Origin of the sequence: Helicobacter pylori (assembly GCF_003638305.1) — a bacterium.
In the GTDB taxonomy this organism is placed as follows: domain Bacteria; phylum Campylobacterota; class Campylobacteria; order Campylobacterales; family Helicobacteraceae; genus Helicobacter; species Helicobacter pylori_DJ.
On record NZ_MVYP01000015.1, the window covers coordinates 23879 to 40604 of the forward strand.

The following is a 16726-nucleotide window of genomic DNA, read 5'->3' on the forward strand; positions in this document are numbered from 1 at the left end:
ATTCCTATTATTTAATTGCAAGGTTTAAAAAACGCTATTATTATATCCATGTTTCTTGTTGGCACAAAATACAAGATTGCATTAAGAACTTTTAAAAAATTTAGCGTATAAATAAGGGAGCAATAAATGAAAGCAAACACAATCATACTAGTGGATTGGGAGAATTTCAGGCGCGATATCAAACAAACAAAATGCGTTAATTACAATATCGCTTTAGATGTGATCGTTACTATTAGGGCTTTTTTACTGGATGATGAATGGATCAGTCGTATTTACTTTTATACCACCCCACCTTTTGATTTTGAACATGCGTTATGGGATAAGAGGAATGACACCCTCCAAAATGAAAAAAATCCGGGAACAGAAATGAAAATCTTCACCAGCAGCGACATTGAAGAGATCTTACAAAGCAGTGAAGCGACTAAATGGGAGAAGATTTATAGCGATGTGGAAAATTTCCAACACGATCTGGCTTCATTGGATCAAGTGGAATTAAGGTTAGGGAGGACTAAGTTAAACGCAATAAGAGTGGAGTTTGATGGGAGTTATAGGGCGTTATTAGAACAAAAACAGGTGGATATGCTCATGGGTCTTGACATTCAAAGAATAGCTTTTAAAAAAATAGCTGATAGGATTTTGATATTTTCAAAAGATACGGATCTAATCCCAGCGCTCAAATTAGCCAGAGATGAGGGGTTAAGGGTGGATATTGCCGATTTGTCTAACAGGTTGTCTCTTCTTAGTCAGGATTTGAAATACAATTCGGATAAAGTGAGGAAATTGAGCAGTAACGAAGTCAAAGACAAGCTGTTTTCCATCAGAGAAAATCTCACTAAAACCAACTGGGCTTTAAACTAAACCATAAAAAGGGTTATTTCATTTTTATAGAGTTTAAAAAATCATTTTTTAAAAACTCAATTATTGGCGTTTGATTAGGACAAAGTCAAAATTTTTAAAGGGGTTTTTAGGCTTATTTTTCTCATACTCACTGGGTAAATTAGGGTAGTTCGTTACTTCTTGCTTATTTTTTTGTGGTAGGATTGGGGTTATCAAGGTTTAGGGGATTAGTATCTTTCCCCTTGTAATTTGGCGCTAAAGGCGACTCAATTAGCCCATTCCTTGTTTTATCTGCTTCAAACCTTGCAATAACCCACTCACTCTTTAATCATTCGCCTTATCCATTATCGTTCTCGCTTTTTCTAGGATTTGGTTATAGCTTTCGCTCGTGTTTTCATTTCTTAACTTCCTTGACTTATTTAATTTAATTTTTTGTTTTATAGTTTCAATGGTAGCCAACTCATTGCTTTTTAGCATTTTCAGCTATCCTGCGGAATGAAAGAGTGGATAATGTCCGCCTTGTTCATCTCTGCTTTAATGTCATTTTTTGTTTTCATTCATTCTCCTTGCGTTCTCCTTGAAAAGATTTAGGTCGTTCTTTGGCTTTGTTGTGGTTTTTATGGTAGCATTCTTACAGACATCGCTATAGGAACTCGACCTATGGTTGCCCCTTAGAGGGTTTGGTGTCTTGTATTAAAGCTTTGATTGGTACATCGTTTTTAAGATTAATTCATTTTTCACTCATTGACTTGTTAGTGGTTTTTATATAAGATTTTCTGTAGCACCACCATGGGAACTCGACCTATGAGGCACTTTCGCATTAGCGTTGAGTGAGGTGCTTGAAAATTCTTTGTAAGCTTTGTTATTCTTATAATCTCCGTTACTCTTGAACATTGTTTTTAAAACTAATTCACTATTTCTATTGTTTAATGTTTTTGCGCTAATATCATTAAGGCGTGGGTTAGAGAATAATTTTCTAACCCACACTAAAAACACTTTAAGTGTGCCAATAGACCCTGACACATAAGACGCAAGGGCTTGTGTATGGTCAAGGTGAGGCTTTTTGATGCTTTTCATTCCTTACTCCTTGTGTTTAATTTTTTATGTTAAAATTTCAAAGTGTACTAGCTTTATCAAGCATGTCTAGTGCTCAGCTCATAACTGATGTTTAATCGCTATTCTGAGATTTTGCTAATGTTTTTCTATGGGCTACACTATCCTTATAATTTCGTTTTATGCTTCGTTTTTAGTATTAATTCATACTTTTCGGCGTTGGCTTGTTCTAGGGGGCTTAAAGGCTCTTGCGTTTTAAGCACATTTGTGGTAGGATTAGGTCCTACGGAGTTTAAAGAATGAATGTCCTTTTCTTTAGTGATTGCTTGCGAGGTCGGAAAATGCGTGGGCTTCTCTGTTGTATCTCGTAATTCATAACTGCTTATCACCCAATGATTTTCTAAACCTTTGTTATTCCATGCGTTATTTAAACCTACTCTCTTATTGCCATAATCCACAAACACACGCCCTAAATGATCCGTGCCTTTAGTGCCTTTCTCTAACACTTCAGGAATAGATTTAACGATATTTAAGGCGTATTCTTTAGCTTCTGCTTCATTTAAGCCATCAGCAAGCGCTTGCTGTTCTCTTCGTTTTAATACATGCGCTAACCCATAACCTACGCTCTCTTTAGTCTTTGGCGTTCCCCAAACAAAATCAATCCCTCCTAAATCCTCCCTATACGCTGCGCCTGCGACTTGCCCGTTTTTCTCTTGTAATAATTTCTCTAACGCTTCCTTAGGCTTTAGTGCAAACTCTGGGTAGTTCTTGCCAAACTCTTTGAGTGGGGTTGTAGCGTGTTGTAAATCGCTCGCTTTCTTGCTTAGTTCTTCACTCGCTTGCCTGACGCCGTTAGTAAGCTCTTCAATGATTTTAAGCGTGTTGTTAGAGAATTTAGCGTTTTGTGCACTTAGTTCTAAATTCTTACTAAACTCGCTTATGCTGTGGCTTCTTTCTAACGCTCGCTTGATGTGATACTTTAAAGCCGCGCCTGCGGTGGCTTCGTTTAAGGCGTAGCCACTAAATTAAAAACCTTTTTTTAAGAGCACAGTTGTTGTAAGGCTTCTTTAATCGCTGCTTCTATGCTGAGATTGGGTTTTAGGGTTTTTAAAACTTTATTGATTTCGGTGCTTTTAAAGCCCAAACTCTCTAGGGCTAAAAAGACTTCGTTGCGCGCGGGTCTGTTCTCATCTTGAATGAAAAAGCCAATCAAATCCACCATGATCTTATCGGCGAGCTTTTTCCCTATGCCTGGGACTTGCTGGAGTCTTTTGACTTCTTTAGTGGCGATAATGTTTTCAAATTCATTCGGCGAAAAGCTTGAAAGAATGGCTAAAGCGATACGCCCCCCTACCCCATTGATTTTCAAAAGCCTTTCAAAGAGGATTTTTTCGCTCTCTTCTAAAAACCCGTATAAAAGATGCGCGTCTTCTTTGATCACTTGTAAGATTTTCAAACGCGCTTTTTGGCCCGCTTGAAGCAAGGCGGCCGTTCGCATAGAAACTTGCACCCCATAAACAACCCCTTGCACTTCTATATGCGCTTCTAAAGCGGAGATTTTTTCCACAACCCCTATCAAACCCACTATCATTTTATCCCTTTTTTATTTCTTGCTCTAGCCTTTTATAGCGCTTTTAGGGACTTTTTTGATTTTATGGTCTTCATAGATCACGTTCACGCTTTCATTATGGCTTAACATGGCGCTCAAGTTGCTCACTTTAGGGTAATTGCGATGGTAAATCACGATATTTTCTTGCTTGAAAGGGTTTTTAGTCGTAATGCTTGCATGCTGGAAGCTGTTTTCTATGCTGATGAGTTTGGCGTAACATTCGTTATTGATTTTTTGCAATTCTAGCATTTGAGCTTTTAAGATTTTCAAACGCTTTAGAGCAAACATAAACTCGCTATAAGCGTCTTTCACGCTTTCTTGTTGCATTAAAGAGCGTTTGATTTCTTCAGTGGCGTTTTTAAGCTTTTCCATGATGATTTGATTGTTTTTGACTAAATGGTTTAAGGACTGGTGCTGAGCGATGATTTTTTTAGATTTTACCCCTAAGGCATTGAGTTTTTGTTTGGCGTTTTTCAATTCTTCTTGGTTTTCTCGCCCCCCAAAAGCGTAAAAAATAAAGCGGTTGCCATTGCCATCCACCTCATCAATCCAACATTGCTTGGAAAAATACAGCTTGTTATCGCTTTTAAGCTTTTCCAAAGCGATTTCTTTCGCATAGACCACGCTCCCCGCGCTCGCTTCCACTTTAACGCTATTGGCATACACCTTAGCGCGCTCTAAATACTTGCACTCAAACTCTTTAGCGTAGCACACGCCCTTATGGTTAGTGATACGCGCTTGATTGGCATAGACATAGCTTTCAGGGTGGATTTGCCCCTCTATAGTGATTTCTTTAGCCACTAAGATCACATTCTTGCCCACATTGCCCTTAATGTTAATTACGCTCGCTTCTAAAATGAGGTTGGAATCAATCGCATCGCTCAATTCGTCTTTAGCTTGGATCTCTAAAACTAACCCGCTTTCCACTCCCCCTAAAAGATTAGGCGTTTCAATAGACTTGATCCCGTTTTTAAAAATAAAATTTTGCTTAGAAACCAAACGCCCCTTTTCCATTTTAACCCCTTGTAAGGCTTTGGAGTAATACACTAAGGCGTTATTTTCTTCTCTTTCTTCAAAAGCGTTTTTGTCATGCCCTATGGGGGTGGGCGAATGAGCGACTTTAGGCAATTCAATATAAAGGCCTTTGAGGTTACGGCCGTCTCTGCCTTGTTTGGGGCAACTCACGCAAGCGACTTTTTGATTTTCTTTAGCGATATAATAATTTTCTTTAACAAAAGATTCTTCTTGATCGCTTAAAAAAATGGTATGGGTTGGAAGGTATTCTTCTTCTAATAAAAAATGCGATTTTTCTTCAATATTAGGGATAAAGGTTAAAGAAGCGTATAAAATAAAGTGCTTGTTTTGGGCTTCTTTTTGATATTTTCTTAACTCTGTTTTTAAATTTTCATACATTTGTGAAAAATGCCTAAACACCACACCTTCAAAGGCTAAACGCTCCTTAATATACGCAAACATTTCTTGGTAATGCTCTTCAGTGTCTAGGACAATAAAACACTCGTCTAAAATAATTTCTATTTTGCTTAAATCTTCATCCACTTTTACTTCAAAAAAGCGTTTGTAAGCGTTTGATTTGATTTTAATGTCGTGGGTTTGATAAAGAGTTAGCTCTTTTTTTTCATAGTATTCCTCTTCTTCTAATTGCTGCAATTCCCCACCAAAAGCCTCGCTAAAATCGTCTTTAGCGCTGTTTTTGATAAAAATAGAAGTTTTTAAGATCTCAAACCATAGATCTTCTGTTTGTAATTTATTTTCAGCGGCCGCTTTTTTTAATTCCTTTTGAATGTCTTTGCACCGCTCAACTTTTATAGGGGCAAAACGCTCCAAGCTCATTTTTTAATCCTTAAATGGTATAATATGAGAATTTGAAAAAAGAAATATGCTAACAAAAAAACACTGAAAATTAGGTAATAAATACAACTAGTATGCTAAAAAAAATATTTTTAACCAACAGCTTAGGGATTTTATGCTCTAGGATTTTTGGCTTTTTACGGGATTTGATGATGGCTAATATTCTAGGGGCTGGGGTGTATAGCGATATTTTCTTTGTGGCTTTCAAATTGCCTAATTTATTCAGGCGTATTTTTGCGGAGGGCTCTTTTTCTCAAAGCTTTTTACCGAGCTTCATACGAAGCTCCATTAAAGGGAGTTTTGCGAGTTTAGTGGGGCTTATTTTTTGCGGCGTTTTATTCATGTGGTGCTTATTAGTAGCGCTCAATCCCTTATGGCTAACCAAACTCCTAGCTTACGGCTTTGATGAAGAGACGCTCAAATTATGCGCCCCTATTGTAGCGATCAATTTTTGGTATCTTTTATTGGTGTTTATTACCACTTTTTTAGGCGCGCTTTTACAATACAAACACAGCTTTTTTGCCAGCGCTTATAGCGCAAGCTTACTCAATGTATGCATGATTTTAGCCCTTTTTATTTCTAAAGAAAAAACGCATTTAGAAGCGTTGTATTATTTGAGCTATGGCGTGCTTTTAGGGGGCGTGGCTCAAATTTTATTACACTTTTACCCTTTAGTGAAATTAGGCTTATGGGATTTATTATTTAAAGGGTTGTTGGGCTTTAAGACTAAAAACGCGCTCAAAAAAGAATATCGTTTGAATAGGGCTAAAAGGGATTTGAAAGGGTTTTTCAAGCAATTCATCCCTAGCGTTTTAGGCAATTCTAGCGCTCAAATCGCTTCTTTTTTAGACACCACAATCGCTTCTTTTTTAGCGAGCGGGAGCGTGTCTTATTTGTATTACGCTAACAGAGTCTTCCAGCTCCCTTTAGCCCTATTTGCTATCGCTATCTCCACAGCTCTTTTCCCCAGCATTGCGATCGCGCTTAAAAACAACAAGCAGGATTTAGTCTTACAACGCTTGCAAAAGGCGTGGTTTTTTTTGATGGGGGTTTTGCTCTTTTGCAGCATTGGGGGGATCATGTTAAGCAAAGAAATCACCGAGCTTTTATTTGAAAGGGGGCAATTTAGCCCTAAAGACACTTTAATCACTTCGCAAGTCTTTTCGCTCTATCTTTTAGGCTTGCTCCCTTTTGGGCTAACCAAACTCTTTTCTTTGTGGCTTTATGCGAAATTAGAGCAAAAAAAAGCGGCTAAAATCTCTTTAATTTCGCTTTTTTTAGGTTTGGTGGCTTCTTTGAGTTTAATGCCTTTGTTAGGGGTTTTAGGCTTGGCGTTAGCGAATAGTTTGAGCGGGCTGTTTTTATTTGTTTTAACGATCAAAGCGTTTGGCTTTCAACCATTCTTGGGTATAATCAAGAATTTAAAATCATGGCTTGTAATCCTTTTCCTCGCTTGCGTGGAAATCTTATTACTCTTAGCGTTCAAATCGTGGGTTACACATTTATATTTATTTTATTATTTTCAAGGTTTTTAAATGTTCATTTATGATACCAAATCAAAACAAAAAGTCCCTTTTGAGCCTTTAATCCAAAATAAGGCGAATATTTATGTGTGCGGGCCTACGGTGTATGATGACGCTCATTTAGGGCATGCCAGGAGCGCGATTGCTTTTGATTTGTTGAGGCGAACGCTTGAATTGAGCGGCTATGAAGTGGTGCTAGTAAGGAATTTCACGGATATTGATGATAAGATCATCAACAAAGCCTTCAAAGAAAACAAAAGCATTCAAGAATTAAGCAGCATTTACATTGAATCTTACACAAGGGATCTAAACGCTTTGAATGTGAAAAAACCCAGCCTAGAGCCTAAAGCGAGCGAGTATTTAGACGCTATGGTGCGCATGATTGAAACGCTTTTAGAAAAAAATTTCGCTTATAGAGTCTCTAATGGGGATATTTATTTAGACACGAGCAAGGATAAAGATTACGGCTCTTTGAGCGTGCATAATAGCAGTATGGAATTTAGCCGTATCGGTTTGGTGCAAGAAAAACGGCTTGAGCAGGATTTTGTGTTGTGGAAAAGCTATAAGGGGGATAATGATGTGGGTTTTGATAGCCCTTTAGGCAAAGGGCGCCCTGGCTGGCATATAGAATGCTCTAGCATGGTTTTTGAAACTTTAGCGCTCGCTAACGCCCCTTATCAAATTGACATCCATGCAGGCGGAGCGGATTTGTTATTCCCCCACCATGAAAATGAAGCGTGCCAAACCCGTTGCGCTTTTGGCGTGGAGATCGCCAAATACTGGATGCACAATGGCTTTGTGAATATCAATAACGAAAAAATGTCTAAAAGTTTAGGGAATAGCTTTTTTATTAAAGACGCCTTGAAAAACTATGATGGCGAGATTTTGCGCAATTACTTATTGGGGGTGCATTATCGCTCTGTTTTGAATTTCAATGAAGAAGACTTGTTAATGAGTAAAAAACGCTTGGATAAAATCTATCGTTTGAAACAGCGCGTTTTAGGGAATCTTGGGGGAATAAATCCAAATTTTAAAAAAGAAATTTTAGAATGCATGCAAGATGATTTAAACGTTTCTAAAGCGTTGAGCGTTTTAGAAAGCATGCTTTCTTCTACGAATGAAAAACTGGATCAAAACCCCAAAAACAAGGCTCTAAAGGGCGAAATTTTAGCGAATTTGAAATTCATAGAAGAACTGCTTGGCATCGGGTTTAAAGACCCTAGCGCGTATTTCCAGTTAGGCGTGAGCGAGAGCGAAAAACAAGACATTGAAAACAAGATAGAAGAAAGAAAACGCGCCAAAGAACAAAAAGATTTTTTAAAAGCCGATAGCATCAGAGAAGAGCTTTTAAACCACAAAATCGCTTTGATGGACACCCCACAAGGCACGATTTGGGAGAAGCTTTTTTAAGCTTTTCAAATTTTACCTATTTACACGCTCTAGCCACAAATTTCAGCCATGTTGCTTTTTAATCTTGTTAAGTTTTATGTTTATTTACCTTAATTTGATAAAAGTTTAACATTGGTTGTAGATACTACATGTTTATAACCTTAATCGTAAATGCAACAGAAATTTTCTAGTCTAGAGTCGCACCCTTTGTGCAAAAATCGTTTTACAAAAAGAAAGGAAGAAAATGGAAATACAACAAACACACCGCAAAATGAATCGCCCTTTAGTTTCTCTTGTTTTAGCAGGAGCGTTGGTTAGCGCCATACCACAAGAGAGTCATGCCGCCTTTTTCACGACCGTGATCATTCCAGCCATTGTTGGGGGTATCGCTACAGGCACCGCTGTAGGAACGGTCTCAGGGCTTCTTAGCTGGGGACTCAAACAAGCCGAAGAAGCGAATAAAACCCCAGATAAACCCGATAAAGTTTGGCGCATTCAAGCAGGAAAAGGCTTTAATGAATTCCCTAACAAGGAGTACGACTTATACCAATCCCTTTTATCCAGTAAGATTGATGGAGGTTGGGACTGGGGGAACGCCGCTAGGCATTATTGGGTCAAAGGCGGGCAATGGAACAAGCTTGAAGTGGATATGAAAGACGCTGTAGGGACTTATAAACTATCAGGGCTTAGAAACTTTACTGGTGGGGATTTAGATGTCAATATGCAAAAAGCCACTTTACGCTTGGGCCAATTCAATGGCAATTCTTTCACAAGCTATAAGGATAGCGCCGATCGCACCACGAGAGTGAATTTCAACGCTAAAAACATCTCAATTGATAATTTTGTAGAAATCAATAATCGTGTGGGTTCTGGAGCCGGGAGGAAAGCCAGCTCTACGGTTTTGACTTTGCAAGCTTCAGAAGGGATTACTAGCAGTAAAAATGCGGAAATTTCTCTTTATGATGGTGCCACGCTCAATTTAGCTTCAAACAGCGTTAAATTAAATGGTAATGTGTGGATGGGCCGTTTGCAATACGTGGGAGCGTATTTGGCCCCTTCATACAGCACAATCAACACTTCAAAAGTAACAGGAGAAGTGGATTTTAACCATCTCACTGTGGGGGATCAAAACGCCGCTCAAGCGGGCATTATCGCTAGCAATAAGACTCATATTGGCACACTGGATTTGTGGCAAAGCGCCGGGTTAAACATTATCGCCCCTCCAGAAGGCGGCTACAAGGATAAACCTAATAATACCACTTCTCAAAGTGGTGCTAAAAACGACAAGCAAGAGATCAGTCAAAATAACAATAGCAACACAGAGGTCATTAACCCACCCAATAACACGCAAAAAACAGAAACTGAACCCACGCAAGTCATTGATGGGCCTTTTGCGGGTGGCAAAGACACGGTTGTCAATATTGATCGCATCAACACTAAAGCCGATGGCACGATTAGAGTGGGAGGGTTTAAAGCTTCTCTTACCACCAATGCAGCTCATTTGAATATCGGCAAAGGCGGTGTCAATCTGTCCAATCAAGCGAGCGGGCGCACCCTTTTAGTGGAAAATCTAACCGGGAATATCACCGTTGATGGGCCTTTAAGAGTGAATAATCAAGTGGGTGGCTATGCTTTGGCAGGATCAAGCGCGAATTTTGAATTTAAGGCTGGTGTGGATACTAAAAACGGCACAGCCACTTTTAATAACGATATTAGTCTGGGAAGATTTGTGAATTTAAAGGTGGATGCTCATACAGCTAATTTTAAAGGTATTGATACGGGTAATGGTGGTTTCAACACCTTAGATTTTAGTGGTGTTACAGGTAAGGTCAATATCAACAAGCTCATCACAGCTTCCACTAATGTGGCCGTTAAAAACTTCAACATTAATGAATTGATTGTTAAAACCAATGGGGTGAGCGTGGGGGAATACACTCATTTTAGCGAAGATATAGGCAGTCAATCGCGCATCAATACCGTGCGTTTGGAAACTGGCACTAGGTCAATCTTTTCTGGGGGTGTCAAATTTAAAAGCGGCGAAAAATTGGTTATAGATGAGTTTTACTATAGCCCTTGGAATTATTTTGACGCTAGGAATATTAAAAATGTTGAAATCACCAGAAAATTCGCTTCTTCAACCCCAGAAAACCCTTGGGGCACATCAAAGCTCATGTTTAATAATCTAACCCTGGGTCAAAATGCGGTCATGGACTATAGTCAATTTTCAAATTTAACCATTTAGGGGGATTTTATCAACAATCAAGGCACTATCAACTATCTGGTCCGAGGCGGGAAAGTGGCAACCTTAAATGTAGGCAATGCAGCAGCTATGATGTTTAATAATGATATAGACAGCGCGACCGGATTTTACAAACCGCTCATCAAGATTAACAGCGCTCAAGATCTCATTAAAAATACAGAGCATGTTTTATTGAAAGCGAAAATCATTGGTTATGGTAATGTTTCTACAGGTACCAATGGCATTAGTAATGTTAATCTAGAAGAGCAATTCAAAGAGCGCCTAGCCCTTTATAACAATAATAACCGCATGGATACTTGTGTGGTGCGAAATGAAAATGACATTAAAGCATGCGGTATGGCTATCGGCAATCAAAGCATGGTGAACAACCCTGACAATTACAAGTATCTTATCGGTAAGGCATGGAGAAATATAGGCATCAGTAAAACGGCTAACGGCTCTAAAATTTCGGTGTATTATTTAGGCAATTCTACGCCTACTGAGAATGGTGGCAATACCACAAACTTGCCTACAAGCACCACTAATAATGTGCGTTCTGCTAACTACGCCCTCGTGAAGAACGCTCCTTTCGCTCACAGCGCCACTCCTAATTTAGTCGCTATCAATCAGCATGATTTTGGCACTATTGAGAGCGTGTTTGAATTGGCTAACCGCTCTAAAGATATTGACACGCTTTATACTCATTCAGGTGCGCAAGGCAGGGATCTCTTACAAACTTTATTGATTGATAGCCATGATGCGGGTTATGCCAGACAAATGATTGATAACACAAGCACCGGTGAAATCACCAAGCAATTGAATGCGGCCACTACCACTTTAAACAACGTAGCCAGTTTAGAGCATAAAACCAGCGGCTTACAAACTTTGAGCTTGAGTAATGCGATGATTTTAAATTCTCGTTTAGTCAATCTCTCTAGGAGACACACCAACAATATCAACTCGTTCGCTCAACGCTTACAAGCTTTAAAAGGCCAAAGATTCGCTTCTTTAGAGAGCGCGGCAGAAGTGTTGTATCAATTTGCCCCTAAATATGAAAAACCTACCAATGTTTGGGCTAGCGCTAATGTGGAAGCGCGCTATTATTATGGGGACACTTCATACTTCTATATGAACGCTGGAGTTTTACAAGAGTTCGCTCGCTTTGGCTCTAATAACGCCGCGTCTTTAAACACCTTTAAAGTGAATACCGCTCGCAACCCTTTAAATACCCATGCGAGAGTGATGATGGGTGGGGAATTGAAATTAGCTAAAGAAGTGTTTTTGAATTTGGGCGTGGTTTATTTGCACAATTTGATTTCCAATATAGGCCATTTCGCTTCCAATTTAGGAATGAGGTATAGTTTCTAATACCGATCTAAAACCCATGCTTTGGCATGGGGTGTGATGAGTTAAAAAAATATAACTAGGGGGAGTGTGTTAGCAAACTAACCCCAAATAATGGGTTAGCCTTCAAATAAATTCTGCTTAACGCAAACAAAAAGACTCTAGCTTTTTAAAAATCTTAAACAAAACATATTGTATAAGAAATTTTTTATTCAGCCTAGTGTTTAAAAATTCAAAAAAACTCTTTTTGTTGTGGTTATTGAGTTCAGTAAAAGTTTCAATTTTACCCACTAAATTCTCAAAAACTAAAGAGTCAAAAGAAGTTTTAAAAGCGACTTGGTGCCATTCTTTAGAATACGGGTAGCCAAAATGCTTCCAAGGCTTTTCATCAGCATAAAAATGCAACATGCAAGCATCAGATTTTTTAGGTATCATTCTCGTCCCAACCATGCGTGGATGGACATTATACTTGCAAGGCATTTCTAAAATACGCCCTTGACAAACAAGCACGAATAAATCTTGTTCTGGCAACAATAACCCTTCATCTCTTGTTTTAAAAAAATCAATCAGCTTTTCTTCCAAATGACTCTCCCTCCACAACGCCAAATTGACCAGCATAAAACCTGCATTAAAAGGGTTTTCATATAGAATTCCCACTTCTTGAAAGCTCAGGCTTTTATGATTGAGTTTGACACCCATTCCCTTAGACCAATTAAGCCGAGATGCAAACAAATCATTAGCGCTATGAATGTTAATCAATGAGAGATCTTCTTTGGTCGCTCCAAAATACGCTCCATCCATAGGGATAAAAAAGCTCTCGCTAATATCGCCCACGAACAAGGTATCCACATCAAACATGATAATTTTTTCATATTGAGAAAAAATACTCGCTAGCAACAAACGGCATAAAATCATTTTAGAAAAACGCTTTTTAGCGAAAGGATTGAGTCTTAAGAAAAGTTGAGAAACCAATTTAAAAGGGTAAGCGTCATTCTTTGAAATATCACAAAATTCAATACCAGAAAACGCGCTAAAGGGGGCTATAGTCCGCTTTAATTTTTCTGCATTTTCAGCGCTCAAACTATCCACTAAACAATGGATTTGATAAAAGAGTTTTACCCCATCTCTTTCTTGCGTGCAAGAAGAAAGCATGGAATATAAACTCACACCCGCAGGGATACAATAATTATTGTCAAAAGCTACTATTATAGGGATAGTTTGAAATGAGGGGGGGGGGGGGGGAAACAGGTGTGCTAATTTTCATAAAAACCCTTTAAAAAAAAAAATAAACCAAATATTATAACTCAAAAATCCCCTTCTTTCAACCCCTACAACGCATACACGACAAGCTTGTTATCATGCCAGATCGCTTCTAGGGGCGTGTCATAAAGCGCGCTTAAATTGTGCGAAGTCATAGCGATTGGCGTGGAAGCTTGTAAAAAAAGTTTTTTATCTTTGAGCATGACCACATGCGTGGAGTGCCTGGCAACCAAATTAGGATCATGGATATTGACTAAAACGCTCAATTCTCGTTTTTTCATCTCATCTTTAATCGCATCAAAAAAAAGGGCTTGGTTTTTTAAATCTAACGCGCTCGTAGGCTCATCCAGTAACAATAAGGGCGTTCTTTGCAATAAACTTCTGGCTAAAAGCACCATTTGCCTTTGACCGCCGGACAAATCGTTAATGCCTTGATCTTTTAAGGACTCTAAATTCAAGCGCTCTAAAACGCTAGTCGCTTCTTTAATGTGCTTGGCTTTAGGCATGGCGAATAGATTCAAATGCGTCGCTTTCCCCATTAAAACAAAATCCAACACGCTGAAATTAAACGCATAATATTCCACTTGGGGGATATAAGCGATTAGTTTGGCTTTTTCATAAGGCTTTAAGGGTAAAATATCTTTGTTACACGCCTTGATTTCGGTTTCTTCTAAAGGCTTCAAAAGCCCTAAAAGGCATTTTAAAAGCGTGGTTTTACCGGAGCCATTAGGTGCTAAAATGCTGGTGATGCTGTTTTTTGGCACGCTAAAACTCAATTTATCCAAAATGAGTTTTTGAGAATATTTAAAGGATAGGTTTTTAACTTCTAAGACCATCACACCCCCCTAGTTCTAAACAAAAGCCACAAGAAAAAAGGCGCTCCTAAAACGCTTGTCGCAATGCCTACCGGTAAATCATAGGGGGTAATGGTTTTAGCCGCCACATCCGCTAAAAGCAAGAAAAACGCCCCCATTAACAAAGAGCTTAAAAGCAATTTTTGTAAATTCGCCCCAAAAAACAACCTAGCCACATGCGGAATGACCAACCCAATCCAGCCAATCGTGCCGGACACGCTCACCGCTAAAGCGCTCGCCACGCTCACGCACACCAGACAAAGCGATCGTAACAGCACTGGGTTAATCCCCAAGCTCAAACTTTGCGCATCGCTCAAGCTCAATAAATTGATGCGCCACCTTAACAAAAAGAGCGGGATAAAGCCTAAAGATAGCCCTATGAAAGCGATCAAGCAATCCTTATAACTGCTTAAAGACAAGCTCCCTAAAAGCCACACGACAATCGCTTGCGCTTTTTGGGGGATCACAAAGAATTTTATCGCTCCGGCAAGTGCGCTTAAAAACGCGCTCAACACCACCCCTGAAAGCACCAACGAAAGGACGGAATTACCCAAAACCCTATTCATCGCTAAGACAGCAAGACTGGCTAAAATCGCCCCAAAAAACGCTAAAATCGCAATGTTAGACTCCACTACCGCTATCGCCATCGCCACGCCTAGCATCGCCCCGCTAGAAATCCCTAATAAAAAGGGATCAACTAAGGGGTTTCTAAAAATCGTTTGCATCACCACCCCACTCCCGGACAAACTCGCCCCCACTAAAAGCGCTAAAATCACTCGTGGTAATCGTATTTCTAAAATAATAACACTTAAAGAGCTCAGTTCTTCATTGTGCAAAAAGTGGTTTTTCACATTCAGGCACACTTCTTTCCATTCTTCCAAACTCAAAGACTCCCCTCCAAACAACAGCACCACCACCGCTAAAATCACGCAAGCTAATGCAATATGATAGGTTTTAAGCATCACGCTTCCTTTTAAGAACGATTAATCTGAACAAAGAATCATACCAGCTACTCGGGAGGATTTGATACAACGCCAACAACAATTGGGTTTTTAAGCCGATCAAATAACGAGCCTTGATTTTTTGACTCATGCTAAGAAAAACGATTTTTTGCGCCACGGCTTTAGCGCTTAGGGCGTTTTGATACACGCCAGAATAAAAATTTTTGGTTTTTTCTAAATCCAAAGCATAAACGCTATCTTTTCGCTCATCGTTTTCAAAAGCGGTTTTTTCCCAATTGCTTTTCACCGGGCCTGGCTCAATCAAACACACTTGAACATTAAAGGGTTTAAGCTCTAAACGCAAGGCATCGCTATAAGCCTCTAAGGCATGCTTACTCGCGCTGTAATGGCCTAAAAAGAGCATGCTCATACGCCCCGCTATGGAAGAAAGGTTAAAAATCTTAGAATGGGGCTTGTTTTTTAATAAGGGCAAACAAAGTTGCACCACTTCACAAAGGGCGAAAAAATTCACGCTAAATTGCTTTTTAACCTCTTCAATGGGCGTGTCTTCCACGCTCCCAAACACCCCATAACCAGCAGAATTGATCAAAACATCGCAATGATTTTCTTTAGCGCTGATGTTTGAAAACACTTCCTTTAAAGCGTTAGAATCGCTCACATCAATATCAACGCACTCGCACAACGCATGGTTTAAGGCTACGCACAAAGTCGCATGCCTAGAGAGCGCATAGACCTTATAGCCTTGATCTAATAGCATTAACGCGCACTCTAACCCAATCCCAGAACTCGCCCCAGTGATAACCGCCACCTTTTGGCTTTCTTTTTTCTCTTCTTTCTCTCCAACGCCCATTATTTAACGCTAACCCTCTTATTATTTTTCTAATTCCTCTAATATTCACTTAATATTACTTAATTTTTACTAATATATAGTTCTTGGAATGTTTTTTACAAAAAACGTTTTTAACACCAATTTTAAATTAAGGAGAAGCAATGCCTCAAATACAATCATCGCATTCCAATCATTTTGATTTCACTATAGACACAGCGGATCGCACTAAATTATTGATGAGCTATTTAGTCGTGCCTACAACCGCTAATTTCAACAACGTCATGCATGGGGGGGAATTATTGAATTTATTGGATAAAGTGGCTTATGTGTGCTCAACTCGTTATTGCGCTAAAGGAACGGTCACTTTAAGCGTGGATGGGGTTACTTTTAAATACCCCATTCCTGTAGGGAATTTGCTCACTTTTTTAGCCAGCATCAATTATGTGGGCAACACCTCGTGCGAAGTGGGGATTAAGGTTTTGAGCGAAGATATTAAAACTCGTGAAATCACGCACACTAATTCTTGCTATTTCACGATGGTGGCTGTAGAAAATGGCAAACCCACCCCCATGCCTAAATACGAGCCTAAAACAGAGGTTGAAATCCGCCGTTATGAAGGGGCTTTGAAGCGCAAGGAAATGCGTACACGAGGGTATTTAAAAAGCGGGAAACACGAGGGTGTTTAAAAAGCGGGAAACACGAGGGTGTTTAAAAAGCGGGAAACACGAGGGTGTTTAAAAAGCAAAAAAGCGTAAGCGGTGTTTTACCCCTGAATTTATCCCTAAAAAAGGGGGGTAGTTGGTTTAAGCGTTATAAATTGTGTGGGTGGGTTAAAACAGCTCGCTATGACTGCCTAACCTTAACAAAATAAGCTCATCATCTTTCACTAAATACACAAGCAAAATATCAGGCTTAATGTGGCATTCTCTAAAAGGTTTCCACTTTCCCTTTAAGGCAT

At 39.3% G+C, this 16726-nt stretch carries 13 protein-coding genes and 3 pseudogenes; 6 read left to right on the top strand and 10 right to left on the bottom strand.

What is annotated here, in order from left to right; all coding sequences use genetic code 11:
• The first annotated feature begins 126 nt into the window (after window positions 1–126).
• Complete coding sequence (locus EAL04_RS06790) at window positions 127–858, top strand: NYN domain-containing protein (RefSeq protein ID WP_000646774.1); 732 nt, start codon at window positions 127–129, stop codon at window positions 856–858.
• A 303-nt stretch (window positions 859–1161) separates the two neighbouring features.
• Here EAL04_RS06790 and EAL04_RS07945 read toward each other — a convergent pair whose 3' ends face one another.
• From EAL04_RS07945 to EAL04_RS06805, 3 genes and pseudogenes are all read right to left on the bottom strand, one after another.
• Window positions 1162–1314, bottom strand: a complete 153-nt coding sequence (locus EAL04_RS07945) for a hypothetical protein (protein ID WP_162982520.1) — start codon at window positions 1312–1314, stop codon at window positions 1162–1164.
• Window positions 1315–1599: 285 nt separating this feature from the next.
• Complete coding sequence (locus EAL04_RS06800) at window positions 1600–1914, bottom strand: DUF3519 domain-containing protein (RefSeq protein WP_120974206.1); 315 nt, start codon at window positions 1912–1914, stop codon at window positions 1600–1602.
• A 185-nt stretch (window positions 1915–2099) separates the two neighbouring features.
• Window positions 2100–2759 (bottom strand): annotated as a pseudogene (locus EAL04_RS06805) (DUF3519 domain-containing protein); the annotation flags it as partial.
• Between EAL04_RS06805 and EAL04_RS08160 the strand changes: the two are divergent.
• Complete coding sequence (locus tag EAL04_RS08160) at window positions 2659–2865, top strand: hypothetical protein (RefSeq protein WP_240454725.1); 207 nt, start codon at window positions 2659–2661, stop codon at window positions 2863–2865. The pseudogene EAL04_RS06805 and the gene EAL04_RS08160 overlap by 101 nt on opposite strands.
• 64 nt (window positions 2866–2929) lie before the next feature.
• On the opposite strand, the gene ruvA is transcribed toward EAL04_RS08160, so the two are convergent.
• Both ruvA and EAL04_RS06815 read right to left on the bottom strand, forming a co-directional pair.
• Entirely contained in the window at window positions 2930–3481 is a 552-nt protein-coding gene (ruvA, locus tag EAL04_RS06810) for a Holliday junction branch migration protein RuvA (RefSeq protein WP_120974211.1), read from the bottom strand.
• Between the two features lie 24 nt (window positions 3482–3505).
• On the bottom strand, window positions 3506–5350 hold the full coding sequence (locus EAL04_RS06815) for a hypothetical protein (protein WP_120974212.1): 1845 nt from the start codon (window positions 5348–5350) through the stop codon (window positions 3506–3508).
• A 92-nt stretch (window positions 5351–5442) separates the two neighbouring features.
• Here EAL04_RS06815 and murJ point away from each other — a divergent pair, with 92 nt between their 5' ends.
• The 3 genes and pseudogenes from murJ (at window position 5443) to EAL04_RS06830 (ending at window position 11887) form a co-directional block, all read left to right on the top strand.
• Window positions 5443–6903: a murein biosynthesis integral membrane protein MurJ gene (gene murJ, locus EAL04_RS06820; protein WP_120974214.1), complete on the top strand. Its 1461-nt coding sequence runs from the start codon at window positions 5443–5445 to the stop codon at window positions 6901–6903.
• Window positions 6904–8301: a cysteine--tRNA ligase gene (gene cysS / locus EAL04_RS06825; RefSeq protein ID WP_120974216.1), complete on the top strand. Its 1398-nt coding sequence runs from the start codon at window positions 6904–6906 to the stop codon at window positions 8299–8301.
• Window positions 8302–8524: 223 nt separating this feature from the next.
• Window positions 8525–11887 (top strand): annotated as a pseudogene (locus EAL04_RS06830) (vacuolating cyotoxin family protein).
• Between the two features lie 117 nt (window positions 11888–12004).
• Here EAL04_RS06830 and EAL04_RS06835 read toward each other — a convergent pair.
• The 4 genes from EAL04_RS06835 to EAL04_RS06850 form a co-directional block, all read right to left on the bottom strand.
• On the bottom strand, window positions 12005–13015 hold the full coding sequence (locus tag EAL04_RS06835; RefSeq protein ID WP_240454727.1) for a glycosyltransferase family 8 protein: 1011 nt from the start codon (window positions 13013–13015) through the stop codon (window positions 12005–12007).
• 176 nt (window positions 13016–13191) lie between these two features.
• Window positions 13192–13959 (bottom strand): ABC transporter ATP-binding protein, encoded by a 768-nt coding sequence (locus EAL04_RS06840; protein WP_000242359.1) that lies wholly within the window; start codon window positions 13957–13959, stop codon window positions 13192–13194.
• Entirely contained in the window at window positions 13959–14939 is a 981-nt protein-coding gene (locus tag EAL04_RS06845) for a FecCD family ABC transporter permease (RefSeq protein ID WP_120974221.1), read from the bottom strand. Before EAL04_RS06845 ends, EAL04_RS06840 begins: the two co-directional genes overlap by 1 nt.
• Complete coding sequence (locus tag EAL04_RS06850) at window positions 14932–15789, bottom strand: SDR family oxidoreductase (RefSeq protein ID WP_120974223.1); 858 nt, start codon at window positions 15787–15789, stop codon at window positions 14932–14934. Before EAL04_RS06850 ends, EAL04_RS06845 begins: the two co-directional genes overlap by 8 nt.
• A gap of 140 nt (window positions 15790–15929) precedes the next feature.
• Here EAL04_RS06850 and EAL04_RS06855 point away from each other — a divergent pair, with 140 nt between their 5' ends.
• Window positions 15930–16454, top strand: a complete 525-nt coding sequence (locus EAL04_RS06855) for an acyl-CoA thioesterase (RefSeq protein ID WP_001135603.1) — start codon at window positions 15930–15932, stop codon at window positions 16452–16454.
• A gap of 144 nt (window positions 16455–16598) precedes the next feature.
• Here the strand turns inward: EAL04_RS06855 and EAL04_RS06860 are convergent.
• Window positions 16599–16726, bottom strand: a pseudogene (locus EAL04_RS06860) (HP0894 family type II toxin-antitoxin system mRNA interferase toxin); the annotation flags it as partial.